We start from the raw sequence: 12,502 nt of genomic DNA, 5'->3' as shown, positions 1-12,502 counted from the left end.
TCAACCCTGCACGACGCAGGTGGCCAGGTGTGCAGCAAGCGCATCCCAGGCAATGCTTTGTTGTTCGCCCTGGCCACGCAGGGGTTTGAAACCTACCACTTGTTGGGCCAGTTCGTCGTCACCGAGGATCAATGCGTACAGCGCACCGCTCTTGTCGGCCTTCTTGAATTGGCTCTTGAAGCTGCCGGCACCAGCGTTGATCTGCAGGCGCAGGTTGGGCAACTGGTCACGGATCCGCTCGCTCAAGGCCAGGGCGGCCAGTTCGGCGGCCTCGCCAAAGGCGCACAGGTAGACGTCGACCTGACGGGACAGCTCTTCAGGCACTTTATCCAGCGCTTCGAGCATCAGCACCAGGCGCTCGATGCCCATGGCAAAGCCCACGCCCGGGGTCGGCTTGCCACCCATCTGCTCCACCAGTCCGTCGTAGCGGCCGCCGGCACACACGGTGCCCTGGGCGCCGAGCTTGTCGGTGACCCATTCGAAAACGGTCTTGCTGTAGTAATCCAGGCCACGAACCAACTTGGGGTTGATCACGTAAGGGATGCCCACGGCGTCGAGGCGTGCCTTCAGCCCTTCGAAGTGCGCACGGGACTCGTCGTCGAGGTAGTCGGCCATTTTCGGCGCGTCCACCAGGATCGCCTGGGTCTCGGCGTTCTTGGTGTCAAGCACACGCAACGGGTTGGTCTTCAGGCGGCGCTGGCTGTCTTCGTCCAGCTTGTCGATGTGAGCGGAAAGAAACTCCACCAACGCTTCACGGTAGCGACCACGGGATTCGCTGGTGCCCAGGCTGTTGAGCTCAAGCTTGACCGCATCACGCAGCCCCAGCTCGCCCCACAGGCGCCAGGTCATCACGATCAGCTCGGCGTCGATGTCCGGCCCTTCCAGGTTAAACACCTCGAGACCAATCTGGTGGAACTGGCGATAACGGCCTTTCTGTGGGCGTTCGTGGCGGAACATCGGGCCGACGTACCAGAGTTTCTGCACCTGGCCGCCGCCGGTGATACCGTGTTCGAGCACTGCACGCACGCAGGCTGCGGTGCCTTCCGGGCGCAAGGTCAGCGAATCGCCGTTGCGGTCGTCGAAGGTGTACATCTCTTTTTCGACGATGTCGGTCACTTCACCGATGGAGCGCTTGAACAGCTCGGTGAATTCGACAATTGGCATACGAATCTGCCGATAACCATAGTTATCCAGCAAACGCGCCACGGTGCCCTCGAAATAACGCCACAGGGGCGTCTGCTCGGGCAGGATGTCGTTCATGCCACGAATGGCTTGCAGAGACTTGCTCACATGTATTCCTTAATCTTGCGACTTAACCGCGCGCGATGACCGCTGCGTCGGCTTCGACCTTTTCGGCCGCTTTCTGGCGGATCAGCCGTTCCAGCTCATCCACCAGATTGTCATTCGTCAGTTTCTGCGACGGCTTGCCGTCGATGTAAATCAGGTTCGGCGTACCGCCCGTCAGGCCGATATGGGCCTCCTTGGCTTCGCCCGGCCCGTTGACCACGCAACCGATCACCGCGACATCCAGCGGCACCAGCAGGTCTTCAAGGCGCCCCTCCAGCTCGTTCATGGTCTTGACCACATCGAAGTTCTGCCGCGAGCAGCTCGGGCAGGCGATGAAGTTGATGCCACGGGAACGCAGGTGCAGCGACTTGAGAATGTCGTAGCCGACTTTCACTTCCTCGACCGGGTCAGCCGCCAACGAGATGCGGATGGTATCGCCAATCCCTTCGGCGAGCAGCATACCGAGGCCGACGGCGGATTTCACCGTACCCGAACGCAACCCACCGGCTTCGGTGATGCCCAGGTGCAGCGGCTGGACGATTTCCTTGGCCAACAAGCGGTAGGCTTCGACGGCCATGAACACGTCGGAGGCCTTCACGCTGACCTTGAAGTCCTGGAAATTCAGGCGTTCGAGGTGCTCCACATGGCGCAAGGCCGATTCCACCAGCGCCGCCGGGGTCGGTTCGCCGTATTTTTTCTGCAGGTCTTTTTCCAGGGAGCCGGCGTTGACGCCGATGCGGATCGGGATGCCCCGGTCGCGGGCGGCATCCACCACGGCACGTACACGGTCTTCACGACCGATGTTGCCCGGGTTGATGCGCAGGCAATCCACACCCAACTCCGCCACGCGCAAGGCAATGCGGTAGTCGAAATGAATATCGGCCACCAACGGGACCTTGACCAATTGCTTGATCTTGCCGAACGCCTCGGCGGCGTCCATGTCCGGCACCGATACCCGCACGATGTCGACACCGGCGGCTTCCAGGCGGTTGATCTGCGCGACCGTGGCGGCCACGTCATTGGTGTCGCTGTTGGTCATGCTCTGCACAGCGATTGGCGCATCGCCGCCCACGGGCACGTTACCGACCCAGATCTTCCGGGATTCGCGACGCTTGATTGGAGATTCGCCGTGCATGACTTATTGACCCAACTTCAGGCGAGCGGTCTCGCCACTGGTGAACGGAGCGATGTCGACCGGCTGGCCGTTGTAGCTGACCTGCGCGCCACGGGCATAACCCAGGCGTACGGCAAACGGCGGCTTACCGTTGACTGAGGTGGTGTCGCCCTTGCGCTTGAGGCCGCTGAACAACACTTTGCCGTTGCCGTCGGTGATCTGCGTCCAGCAATCGGCGGTGAACTGGATTTGTACCTGGCCGTCGCCTGGCGCAGGGGCCGGAGCGGTTGGAACGGCCGGGGCTGCCGGCACCGTTGGAGCCGCTACGGTCGGCGCCGGCGTGGCAGGAGCCGGACTGGCCGGAGCGGCTGGGGCAACTGGCGTGCTACCGGCATGTGCCGGTGCAGTCGGCGCGGCAGGCGCTGGCGCAGGAACGGCTGGGACGACAGGTTCTGAGCCCGCGGCGGCATCGGCCTCGCCGTTATCCGGGCCTTGCGGCAAGGCAAGGGCGGTTTCGCCTTCGGCCTGGCCCTGGACCACGGCCTGGTCTTCCGGCTCGTCCAGCGGATGGATCTGGGTGGTGCCGTCGGCGCCTTCGACTTCGACGTGCTCAGGGTTCATGACAACCGGTTCCTTGCCGCGCAAGGAAGCCTGGTCCTGCCACCAGACGAAACCGCCACCGATCACCGCAATCAGCAGCAGCAGGCTGACGATGCGCAAAATGGTGTGGGAGACACGCACAGGCTCTTCGATACGGCCCAAGCTGTGCACATTGCTGCCCTGGGCGTCGGAACCGGTGTATTGATCGAATTGCTGGACCAGCACGGTCTGGTCCATGCCGAGCAATTTGGCATAGGCGCGGATATAGCCCCGGGCGAAGGTGTGCCCTGGCAATTTGTCGAACGCGCCGGCCTCCAGGTTACTCAGCGAAGTGACGGTAAGATTGAGCTTGAGGGCCACTTCGGCCAGCGACCAACCATTGCTTTCGCGGGCTTGACGCAAGGTCTCACCGGGGTTTACGCGAGTCGCTGCTACAACTTCGGGATGCGCCGCTTTCATCATTGCTCCGACAGGTATTGCTGATATTCCGGCGTACCGGGATAAAGTCTTTTGAGTTGCAGGCCATAGCTTGCGGCCTTGTCGCGATCTTCAAACACATGTGCCAGCCGAACGCCGAGCAATAGACTACGTGCATTTTGCTCGCTGAGCAGGCTAAAACGCTCGTAATAGTCACGGGCGGGCACATAATGCCTGTCTTCGTAGGACAACTCAGCCATTTCCAGCAACGCACGCGGTTGTTGGCGATTGAGCCGCAGCGCCTTTTCAAGCTGCTGGCGGGCCAGGTCGCGCTGGCCGAGTTTCACGGCGGTCATGCCGAGATTTTCAAATACCCGTGAACGTTCGGGGTAAAGGGTATCGGCGGCCGCTTGCTCGAAACGTTCGTAGGCGTCCTTGTAGCGGGCCTGTTCGTAGAGAAAACTGCCGTAGTTGTTGAGGATCCGCGCATCTTGCGGGCGGGCGGACAACGCCTTGCGAAAATGCTCGTCAGCCAGTTCCGGCTCCAGCTCCGCCTGGAACACCAGGGCCAATGCCGCGTTGGCATCGGCGTCGGAACTGTCCAGTTCCAGGGCTTTCTTGAGGGGCACCTTGGCCCTTTCGGTCATGCCCTGCTGCAGATAGCCAATGCCCAACTGCACATAGGCTTCACGCGCCTCGTCGCGCCCCTTGCTGGTCTTCATCGGGTTGTAGTCGCCCGACAGGACACAACCGGAGCAGAGTCCGGCCAACAGCAATAGCAGCGCAAAGCGCAGGGACATAGAGTTCCTCTCTTAGTGACTGTTCGCAGCGGTCTGCGCGACGTCGTCGGCGGCGTTCAATTCGCGCACGGCAATGTAGCGTTCGCTGCGACGGGTGCGATCCAGCACCTGTCCTACCAATTGGCCACAAGCGGCGTCGATGTCTTCGCCGCGGGTGGTGCGCACGGTGACGTTGAAGCCAGCGTGGTGAAGCTGATCCTGGAAGCGACGAATCGCGTTGTTGCTCGGACGCTCGTAACCGGAATGCGGGAACGGGTTGAATGGGATCAGGTTGATCTTGCACGGGATATTCTTGAGCAACTCGATCATCTCGACTGCATGTTCAACCTTGTCGTTCACATCCTTGAGCAGGGTGTACTCGATGGTCAGCACGCGCTTTTCGCCCAGGGACGACATGTAGCGCTGGCACGACTCAAGCAGCATCTTAAGCGGGTATTTCTTGTTGATCGGCACCAATTGGTTACGCAATGCGTCATTGGGTGCGTGCAGCGACAACGCCAGGGAGACGTCGATGTGCTTGGCCAGCTCATCGATCATCGGCACCACGCCCGAGGTGGACAGGGTCACGCGGCGCTTGGAGATGCCGTAGCCCAGGTCGTCCATCATCAAGTGCATGGCGGAAACGACGTTGTCGAAGTTCAGCAGCGGCTCACCCATGCCCATCATCACCACGTTGGTGATGGCACGGTCGACGGTCGCCGGGACGCTGCCAAAGGATTTGTTGGCAATCCACACCTGGCCGATCACTTCGGCGGCGGTGAGGTTGCTGTTGAAGCCTTGCTTGCCGGTGGAGCAGAAACTGCAATCCAGGGCACAGCCTGCCTGGGACGAAACGCACAACGTGCCGCGCTTGCCCTGGGGAATGTAGACGGTCTCGACGCAGCTGCCGGACGCCACGCGCACCACCCATTTGCGGGTGCCGTCGCTGGAAATGTCCTGGCTGACCACTTCGGGGCCGCGAATCTCGGCAACAGCCTTGAGCTTTTCGCGCAGGGCCTTGCCGACATTCGTCATGGCGTCGAAGTCGTCGACGCCAAAGTGGTGAATCCATTTCATCACCTGGCCGGCACGGAAACGCTTCTCCCCGATCGAGTCGAAGAATTTCTCCATTTCCGGCTGGGTCAGACCCAACAGGTTGGTTTTGCCGTTCGATGTAGTCATGGATTCACCTTCACTCAAAAGCCTGGGCTTAGCGAGTGGTTACTTCAGTAGCGGAGAAAAAGTAAGCGATTTCGCGAGCAGCGGCGGCTTCGGAGTCCGAACCGTGGACGGCGTTGGCGTCGATGGATTCAGCGAAGTCAGCACGGATGGTGCCAGGAGCAGCTTCTTTAGGGTTGGTAGCGCCCATCAGCTCACGGTTGCGAGCGATGGCGTTTTCGCCTTCCAGCACCTGAACGACAACCGGACCGGAGGTCATGAAGGCAACCAGCTCACCGAAGAAACCGCGCTCGCTGTGCTCAGCGTAGAAGCCTTCGGCTTCGGCTTTGGACAGTTGCTTCATTTTCGAAGCTACAACGCGCAGGCCAGCGTCTTCGAAGCGGGTAACGATCTTGCCGATCACGTTTTTAGCAACGGCGTCAGGCTTGATGATGGAGAAAGTACGTTGAACAGCCATGGTGTAACTCCAGAAACGGTAATTTGCGAAAAATTAAACCCGCGAATTATACGCGGGTTCAGGGGTATTGCCTAACCTGCCGGGTCGATCAGTCGATTTCTTCGATCCAGAGCTGCTGGACAGCCTCCAGGACCTTCTCGCCACAACGGCCAGAGGTGTTGTCGAAATCGGGTAGTTCCATGATCCAGCGCTGCAAATCGACAAAATTCACAGCCTTCGGATCCACGTCCGGCTTGGCTTCGGCCAGTTCTTCTGCGATGCGTTGTACATCAGTCCAACCATAGCTCATGACAGTATCACCATCAGTGCGGCGCTTCGGCCGCATGGTTAAGCGAATATTTCGGGATTTCGACGGTCAGGTCTTCGGTGCCGACGATGGCTTGGCAGCTCAGACGCGATTGTGCCTCAAGGCCCCAGGCCCGATCGAGGAAGTCTTCTTCCAACTCGTCAGCCTCTTCCAGCGAATCGAAGCCCTCACGAATGATGCAATGGCACGTGGTGCAGGCACAGACGCCGCCACAGGCACTCTCTATCTCGATATGGTGCTCATGGGCCAGCTCGAGAATGGAAATTCCCGGCTCAGCCTCCACGACCATGCCCTCGGGACAGAACTTCTCGTGGGGCAGAAAAATCACCTGCGGCATCAGTTATTCCTCGATTTCATTCAGGTTGCGCCCCGCCAGGGCGGCTTTCACCGTCGAGTCCAGGCGGCGGGCAGCAAAGGCATCGGTGACCTGCGACAGACGCTTGGTCTGTTGCTCGATGGCATAACCATCGGTGCCTTTGATCAATTCGGAGAGTTCTTGCATCTGCATTTCGATGACCATGCGCTCTTCCGCGTCGAGCAAGCGCTCGCCGTCGGCTTCGAGGGCGGCTTGCACGGCTTCGACCAGGCGCTGGCCGTCGACCTGTTGCTCGCGCAGTACACGGGCGACTTTGTCATCGCTGGCGTGCTGGAAGGAATCCTTGAGCATCTTGGCGATTTCGCCGTCAGTCAGGCCGTAGGACGGCTTGACCTGGATGCTCGCTTCCACGCCCGAACCCAGTTCACGAGCGGAAACGTTGAGCAGACCGTCGGCATCAACCTGGAAGGTCACGCGGATCTTCGCCGCACCGGCGACCATCGCAGGGATGCCGCGCAGTTCGAAGCGAGCCAGGGAACGGCAGTCGCTGATCAATTCACGCTCGCCTTGCAGCACGTGGATCATCATGGCCGACTGGCCGTCTTTATAAGTGGTGAAGTCTTGGGCGCGGGCAACGGGGATGGTGGTGTTGCGCGGAATCACCTTCTCCATCAGGCCGCCCATGGTTTCCAGCCCCAGGGACAACGGAATCACGTCGAGCAACAGCAGCTCGCCGCCGTCGCGCTTGTTGCCGGCCAGGGTATCGGCCTGGATCGCGGCGCCGATGGCGACCACTTGGTCCGGGTCGATTTCGGTCAGCGGCTGGCGACCAAAGGCCTCGGCAACAGCTTCGCGAACCCGAGGCACGCGGGTCGAACCGCCGACCATGACCACCGCTTTCACGTCTTCCAACTCAACACCCGAATCGCGCACGGCACGGCGGCAAGCCTTGAGGCTGCGGGCGACCATGGGTTCGATCAGTGCATTGAAAGCGTCGCGGGTCAGGGTGGCGCTCCAGTCGCCATAAGCGACTTCGACGGACGCGGCGTCGGTCAGGGCTTCCTTGGCGGCGCAGGCGGTTTGCAGCAAATGGCGTTGCGCACCCGGGTCGAGGTCGGCGCAGAGGCCCGCCTGCTCGATGATCCAGCCAGCGATGGCGTGGTCGAAGTCATCGCCGCCCAGGGCGCTGTCGCCGCCGGTAGCAAGCACTTCGAAGACACCGCCGGTCAGGCGCAGGATTGAAATGTCGAAGGTACCGCCGCCCAGGTCATAGATGGCGACCAGGCCTTCGGCATGTTGGTCCAGGCCATACGCCACCGCAGCGGCGGTCGGCTCGTTGAGCAAGCGCAGCACGTTCAGGCCGGCCAGCTTGGCGGCGTCCTTGGTGGCTTGGCGCTGGGCATCGTCGAAATAGGCCGGCACGGTGATGACCGCTCCCACCAGTTCACCACCCAACGCGGCTTCGGCGCGCTGGCGCAGCACCTTGAGGATATCGGCAGACACTTCTACCGGGCTTTTCGGGCCCTGCACCGTCTCGATGAACGGCATGTGGGATTCGCCACCGACGAAGCGGTACGGCAGTTGCTCGCCCAATTGCTTGACGTCGGACAGACCACGACCCATCAGGCGCTTGACCGAGACAATGGTATTCAACGGATCAGTGGCGGCGGCCAGCTTGGCCGACTCGCCGACTTCGACGCGCTCGGCGTGATAACGCACGGCGGATGGCAGGATCACCCGCCCCTGCTCGTCGGCCAGCGGTTCGGAAAGACCGCTGCGCAAGGCAGCGACCAGGGAATTGGTGGTACCCAAGTCGATCCCGACAGCCAGGCGACGCTGGTGCGGTTGTGGACTTTGGCCGGGTTCGGCGATCTGCAGTAGGGCCATCGTAATCAGGTCTTATCTGTAATCAGGCGTGCGACCGGAGCGGCACTGGGTTAATCGTCGAGGCGCTCTTCTAGCTGGCGCACTTCGTGGGTGAGCTTGTCGAGGAACTGCATGCGCCGCATCAGCCGTTCGGCCTGTTCGCGTTGCGCGGCATCGTTCCAACAGGCTGCGAAGCTTTCGTTGAGTGCTTGCTGGGCATCCTTCAGGCGACGCTTGAATACCGCGACACCGGCCAGGTCGGCGCTGTCCTGCAGATCTTCAAGCTCTTCGCGCCATTGCATCTGCTGCAACAGGAACTCAGGGTCGTGCACCGTAACTTCCAGGGGCAGCTCATGACCGCTGATGGCGAGCAGGTAGCGCGCGCGCTTGGCCGGGTTCTTGAGCGTCTGGTAGGCCTCGTTGAGGTTCGCCGACTGCTCGAGCGCCCGCCGCTGCTCCGCCTCGGAGGCATCGGCAAAGCGGTCGGGATGGACACCACGGGCCAGTTCCAGATAACGCGCGGACAATTGGTCCAGGTCCAGCTGGAAAGCAGGCTGCAACTGGAACAATGCAAAATGACAAGGAGTACCCACGAGCCGCCTCAGATGTTGAAGCTTTCGCCGCAGCCACATTCACCGCGCACGTTGGGATTGTTGAACTTGAAGCCTTCGTTCAACCCTTCCTTGACGAAATCCAGCTCGGTGCCGTCCAGGTACGTCAGGCTCTTCGGGTCGATGATCACTTTCTGACCATGACTCTCGAATACCTGGTCGTCTTCGCCCACTTCGTCGACGAATTCCAGCACGTAGGCGAGGCCAGAGCAGCCCGTGGTGCGAACACCCAGGCGGATACCCTCGCCCTTGCCGCGTCCCGCGAGGGAACGCTGCACATGTTTAGCTGCCGCTTCTGTCATCTGGATAGCCATGGAAACTCCTTACCGTAACGCGGATCAGATCAAGCCTTTCTTCTGCTTGTAGTCGCGAACGGCGGCCTTGATGGCGTCTTCAGCGAGTACCGAGCAGTGGATTTTCACTGGCGGCAAGGCCAGTTCTTCGGCCAGCTGGGTGTTCTTGATGGTTTCGGCTTCGTCGAGGGTCTTGCCCTTCATCCACTCGGTGGCCAGGGAGCTGGACGCGATGGCGGAACCGCAGCCGTAGGTCTTGAACTTGGCGTCTTCGATGATGCCTTGTTCGTTGACCTTGATCTGCAGGCGCATCACGTCGCCGCATGCCGGGGCGCCGACCATGCCGGTGCCGACGTCAGGATCCTGCGCGTCCATCTTGCCGACGTTGCGCGGGTTCTCGTAGTGGTCGATGACCTTTTCGCTATATGCCATTTGCTTCAATCCTCATCAGTGGAGCCGCTCTGGTGGCGACTTCTCAGTGCGCCGCCCATTCGATTTTCGAGATGTCGACGCCGTCTTTGTACATGTCCCACAGCGGCGAAAGAGCGCGCAGCTTGGTAACGGCCTCGCAGACTTTCTGCGCGGCGTAATCGATTTCTTCTTCGGTGGTGAAACGGCCGAAGGTGAAGCGGATGGAGCTGTGGGCCAGTTCGTCGTTGCGGCCCAGGGCGCGCAGTACGTACGAAGGTTCCAGCGATGCCGAGGTGCACGCCGAACCGGACGACACGGCCAGATCCTTGAGCGCCATGATCAGCGACTCGCCTTCAACGTAGTTGAAGCTTAGGTTCAGGTTGTGCGGTACGCGGGCGGTCATGCTGCCGTTGACGTAGAGTTCTTCGAGGTGCTCGACCTGCTTGAAGAAACGGTCGCTCAGGGCCTTGATGCGTACGTTCTCGGCGGCCATGTCTTCCTTGGCTACGCGGAACGCTTCGCCCATGCCGACGATCTGGTGGGTCGCCAGGGTGCCGGAACGCATGCCACGCTCGTGACCGCCGCCGTGCATGGTCGCTTCGAGGCGAACACGCGGCTTGCGGCTGACGTACAGCGCGCCGATGCCTTTAGGACCATAGGTCTTGTGGGCGGAGAACGACATCAGGTCGACTTTCAGCTTGGACAGGTCGATGTCGACCTTGCCGGTGGACTGGGCTGCGTCGACGTGGAACAGGATGCCCTTGGAGCGGGTCAGTTCGCCGATGGCCGCGATGTCGTTGACGGTACCGATTTCGTTGTTCACGTGCATGATCGACACCAGGATGGTGTCGTCGCGCAGGGCGGCTTCGACCATGGCCGGGGAGATGATGCCGTCTTCACCTGGCTCGATGTAGGTGACTTCGAAGCCTTCACGCTCCAGTTGGCGCATGGTGTCCAGGACAGCCTTGTGCTCGATCTTGGAGGTGATCAGGTGCTTGCCCTTGGTGTGGTAGAAATGCGCGACACCCTTGATGGCCAGGTTGTCGGACTCGGTGGCACCGGAGGTCCAGACGATCTCGCGCGGGTCGGCGTTGACCAGGTCGGCGACTTGGCGACGGGCGTTTTCGACCGACTCTTCGGCCTTCCAGCCGAACACGTGGGAACGGGATGCCGGGTTACCGAAGTTTCCGTCGACCAGCAGGCATTCACTCATCTTTTGCGCAACACGCGGATCAACCGGGGTGGTCGCTGAGTAATCAAGGTAAATCGGCAATTTCATGGACTCTCTCCTAAATCAGGCTGGCTGGCGTTCCGCGTGCTCTGCGGCGGTCATTCGACGGCGGACGCTTCAATCTTGTCCAGGTGCAGCGACTTGCTATTGCAACGGCGCTGGTCCTGACGCTGGGCGACTTCTTGTACCTCACGGCGAGTGACAAGGTCGGCCAAGCTGATACCGCTCAGAAATTCGTGGATCTGCAGGCTCAAGTCGCACCACAGATGGTGGGTCAGGCAAGTATCGCCGCCATGGCAATCGCCCAGCCCCTGGCATTTGGTCGCATCGACCGATTCGTTCACGGCATCGATCACCTGGGCCACCTGGATGCCTTGCATCTCGCGCGACAGCTGGTAGCCGCCACCGGGGCCACGAACGCTGGAAACCAGGTTGCTGCGGCGCAGCTTGGCAAACAGCTGTTCGAGATAAGACAGGGAAATGCCCTGGCGCTCGGAGATATCGGCCAGGGACACCGGCCCGTGCTGCGCATGCAATGCCAGATCCAGCATCGCGGTCACGGCGTATCGGCCTTTTGTAGTCAGTCGCATGGACAATTACCACGGAGTTCGGAATGGGGGCGAGTATGCAATTCCCGAGTATTTAAGTCAAGTATAAGACCTAGTGCTTTACTCGGGTTTACCCGCAAAAGAGCGCGCGCATGATAGCAAAGGTAGGCGGCTAACAACCAGCGATACCGCGTGATCGTTATTCGCGAGCAAGCCCGCTCCCACAGGAATCTCTGGCGAGCACATAACTCATGTACGACTCAGATCCAATGTGGGAGCAGGCTTGCTCGCGAAGGGGCCGGCAGGGTTTCAGCTGGCCTGAGTCTCATCCTTGTCCTTCACACACGCGAAATCCTCTTCGCGCAGCTCAGGCAAGTCCTTGGCACAATAATTACTTCCCAACTCCTTCAGGGCGCCGCACATCCCCTCCAGACGCCCGTCCACCGCTTGCAGGTGATCAAGCAATTGATTGATGGCACGGGCCACCGGGTCGGGCATGTCTTCACCAACACCGTAGGCGTCGAAGCCGATCTTCTCGGCCATGGCCTTGCGCCGGGCGTCCTGCTCTTCATCCGACTTGACGATGATCCGTCCCGGAATGCCCACCACGGTCGCGCCGGGAGGCACGGCCTTGGTCACCACGGCATTCGAGCCGACTTTCGCCCCCGCCCCGACCGTGAACGGCCCGAGCACCTTGGCGCCAGCACCCACCACCACACCGTCTCCAAGGGTTGGGTGGCGCTTGCCTTTGTTCCAGCTCGTGCCACCGAGGGTCACGCCTTGGTACAGCGTCACGTCATCGCCGATCTCGGCGGTCTCGCCGATGACAATGCCCATGCCGTGGTCGATGAAAAACCGGCGACCGACCTTGGCGCCTGGATGGATCTCGATCCCGGTCAGCCAGCGCCCGAAGTTCGAGACCAGCCGCGCCAGCCACTTCCAGCCCATATTCCACAAGGCGCCGGACAGGCGATGGATCCAGATGGCATGCATGCCCGGGTAGCAGGTCAGCACTTCAAAGGCATTGCGCGCCGCCGGGTCACGATGGAAGACGCTCTGGATATCTTCACGCAAACGTTCGAACAT

At 60.9% G+C, this 12,502-nt stretch carries 15 protein-coding genes; all 15 read right to left on the bottom strand.

From position 1 onward, the window contains the following. Positions 1-1,290 carry a histidine--tRNA ligase gene (gene hisS, locus JZ00_RS16655; RefSeq protein WP_039592113.1) on the bottom strand — a complete coding sequence of 430 codons (1,290 nt, stop codon included), beginning with the start codon at positions 1,288-1,290 and terminating at the stop codon, positions 1-3. 22 nt (positions 1,291-1,312) lie between these two features. Beyond that, a complete protein-coding gene (gene ispG, locus JZ00_RS16650; RefSeq protein ID WP_003185136.1) occupies positions 1,313-2,422 on the bottom strand; it encodes a flavodoxin-dependent (E)-4-hydroxy-3-methylbut-2-enyl-diphosphate synthase in 1,110 nt (369 codons plus the stop codon). 3 nt (positions 2,423-2,425) lie between these two features. Continuing rightward, positions 2,426-3,460 (bottom strand): RodZ domain-containing protein, encoded by a 1,035-nt coding sequence (locus JZ00_RS16645; RefSeq protein ID WP_039592114.1) that lies wholly within the window; start codon positions 3,458-3,460, stop codon positions 2,426-2,428. Continuing rightward, positions 3,460-4,218 carry a type IV pilus biogenesis/stability protein PilW gene (pilW, locus tag JZ00_RS16640; protein WP_039592115.1) on the bottom strand — a complete coding sequence of 253 codons (759 nt, stop codon included), beginning with the start codon at positions 4,216-4,218 and terminating at the stop codon, positions 3,460-3,462. The genes JZ00_RS16645 and pilW overlap by 1 nt, the downstream gene beginning before the upstream one ends. Before the next feature lie 12 nt (positions 4,219-4,230). After that, the gene (gene rlmN / locus JZ00_RS16635) at positions 4,231-5,379 is read right to left on the bottom strand and encodes a dual-specificity RNA methyltransferase RlmN (RefSeq protein WP_039592116.1); all 1,149 of its coding nucleotides are present in this window, start codon (positions 5,377-5,379) and stop codon (positions 4,231-4,233) included. A 28-nt stretch (positions 5,380-5,407) separates the two neighbouring features. After that, the gene (gene ndk / locus JZ00_RS16630) at positions 5,408-5,833 is read right to left on the bottom strand and encodes a nucleoside-diphosphate kinase (RefSeq protein ID WP_030139592.1); all 426 of its coding nucleotides are present in this window, start codon (positions 5,831-5,833) and stop codon (positions 5,408-5,410) included. A gap of 88 nt (positions 5,834-5,921) precedes the next feature. Continuing rightward, the gene (iscX, locus tag JZ00_RS16625) at positions 5,922-6,122 is read right to left on the bottom strand and encodes a Fe-S cluster assembly protein IscX (RefSeq protein WP_039592119.1); all 201 of its coding nucleotides are present in this window, start codon (positions 6,120-6,122) and stop codon (positions 5,922-5,924) included. Positions 6,123-6,135: 13 nt separating this feature from the next. Next, positions 6,136-6,477 carry an ISC system 2Fe-2S type ferredoxin gene (fdx, locus tag JZ00_RS16620; protein ID WP_039592120.1) on the bottom strand — a complete coding sequence of 114 codons (342 nt, stop codon included), beginning with the start codon at positions 6,475-6,477 and terminating at the stop codon, positions 6,136-6,138. A 3-nt stretch (positions 6,478-6,480) separates the two neighbouring features. Further along, complete coding sequence (hscA, locus tag JZ00_RS16615) at positions 6,481-8,343, bottom strand: Fe-S protein assembly chaperone HscA (protein ID WP_039592121.1); 1,863 nt, start codon at positions 8,341-8,343, stop codon at positions 6,481-6,483. 50 nt (positions 8,344-8,393) lie between these two features. Continuing rightward, entirely contained in the window at positions 8,394-8,915 is a 522-nt protein-coding gene (gene hscB, locus JZ00_RS16610) for a co-chaperone HscB (protein ID WP_039592122.1), read from the bottom strand. Between the two features lie 8 nt (positions 8,916-8,923). Beyond that, the gene (gene iscA / locus JZ00_RS16605; protein WP_030139597.1) at positions 8,924-9,247 is read right to left on the bottom strand and encodes an iron-sulfur cluster assembly protein IscA; all 324 of its coding nucleotides are present in this window, start codon (positions 9,245-9,247) and stop codon (positions 8,924-8,926) included. Between the two features lie 24 nt (positions 9,248-9,271). Beyond that, a complete protein-coding gene (gene iscU, locus JZ00_RS16600) occupies positions 9,272-9,658 on the bottom strand; it encodes a Fe-S cluster assembly scaffold IscU (protein ID WP_003185157.1) in 387 nt (128 codons plus the stop codon). Between the two features lie 43 nt (positions 9,659-9,701). Next, positions 9,702-10,916, bottom strand: a complete 1,215-nt coding sequence (locus tag JZ00_RS16595) for an IscS subfamily cysteine desulfurase (RefSeq protein WP_039592123.1) — start codon at positions 10,914-10,916, stop codon at positions 9,702-9,704. Between the two features lie 50 nt (positions 10,917-10,966). Beyond that, positions 10,967-11,458 (bottom strand): Fe-S cluster assembly transcriptional regulator IscR, encoded by a 492-nt coding sequence (gene iscR, locus JZ00_RS16590; RefSeq protein ID WP_039592124.1) that lies wholly within the window; start codon positions 11,456-11,458, stop codon positions 10,967-10,969. A 267-nt stretch (positions 11,459-11,725) separates the two neighbouring features. Continuing rightward, positions 11,726-12,502 carry a serine O-acetyltransferase gene (gene cysE / locus JZ00_RS16585; protein WP_039592125.1) on the bottom strand — a complete coding sequence of 259 codons (777 nt, stop codon included), beginning with the start codon at positions 12,500-12,502 and terminating at the stop codon, positions 11,726-11,728.

It is taken from the genome of Pseudomonas frederiksbergensis, assembly GCF_000802155.2.
Classification (GTDB): Bacteria; Pseudomonadota; Gammaproteobacteria; order Pseudomonadales; family Pseudomonadaceae; genus Aquipseudomonas; species Aquipseudomonas frederiksbergensis_A.
Note: the sequence above shows the minus strand (reverse complement) of the source record. Positions and strands in the feature narration are given on the sequence as shown.

What these genes read in the sequence shown, in the direction of transcription:
- fdx (WP_039592120.1), bottom strand. Translation starts at nt 6,477, where the DNA reads ATGCCGCAGGTGATTTTTCTGCCCCACGAGAAGTTCTGTCCCGAGGGC.
- JZ00_RS16645 (WP_039592114.1), bottom strand. Translation starts at nt 3,460, where the DNA reads ATGAAAGCGGCGCATCCCGAAGTTGTAGCAGCGACTCGCGTAAACCCC.
- JZ00_RS16595 (WP_039592123.1), bottom strand. Translation starts at nt 10,916, where the DNA reads ATGAAATTGCCGATTTACCTTGATTACTCAGCGACCACCCCGGTTGAT.
- iscU (WP_003185157.1), bottom strand. Translation starts at nt 9,658, where the DNA reads ATGGCATATAGCGAAAAGGTCATCGACCACTACGAGAACCCGCGCAAC.
- hscA (WP_039592121.1), bottom strand. Translation starts at nt 8,343, where the DNA reads ATGGCCCTACTGCAGATCGCCGAACCCGGCCAAAGTCCACAACCGCAC.
- iscX (WP_039592119.1), bottom strand. Translation starts at nt 6,122, where the DNA reads ATGAGCTATGGTTGGACTGATGTACAACGCATCGCAGAAGAACTGGCC.
- rlmN (WP_039592116.1), bottom strand. Translation starts at nt 5,379, where the DNA reads ATGACTACATCGAACGGCAAAACCAACCTGTTGGGTCTGACCCAGCCG.
- cysE (WP_039592125.1), bottom strand. Translation starts at nt 12,502, where the DNA reads ATGTTCGAACGTTTGCGTGAAGATATCCAGAGCGTCTTCCATCGTGAC.
- ndk (WP_030139592.1), bottom strand. Translation starts at nt 5,833, where the DNA reads ATGGCTGTTCAACGTACTTTCTCCATCATCAAGCCTGACGCCGTTGCT.
- pilW (WP_039592115.1), bottom strand. Translation starts at nt 4,218, where the DNA reads ATGTCCCTGCGCTTTGCGCTGCTATTGCTGTTGGCCGGACTCTGCTCC.
- iscA (WP_030139597.1), bottom strand. Translation starts at nt 9,247, where the DNA reads ATGGCTATCCAGATGACAGAAGCGGCAGCTAAACATGTGCAGCGTTCC.
- ispG (WP_003185136.1), bottom strand. Translation starts at nt 2,422, where the DNA reads ATGCACGGCGAATCTCCAATCAAGCGTCGCGAATCCCGGAAGATCTGG.
- iscR (WP_039592124.1), bottom strand. Translation starts at nt 11,458, where the DNA reads ATGCGACTGACTACAAAAGGCCGATACGCCGTGACCGCGATGCTGGAT.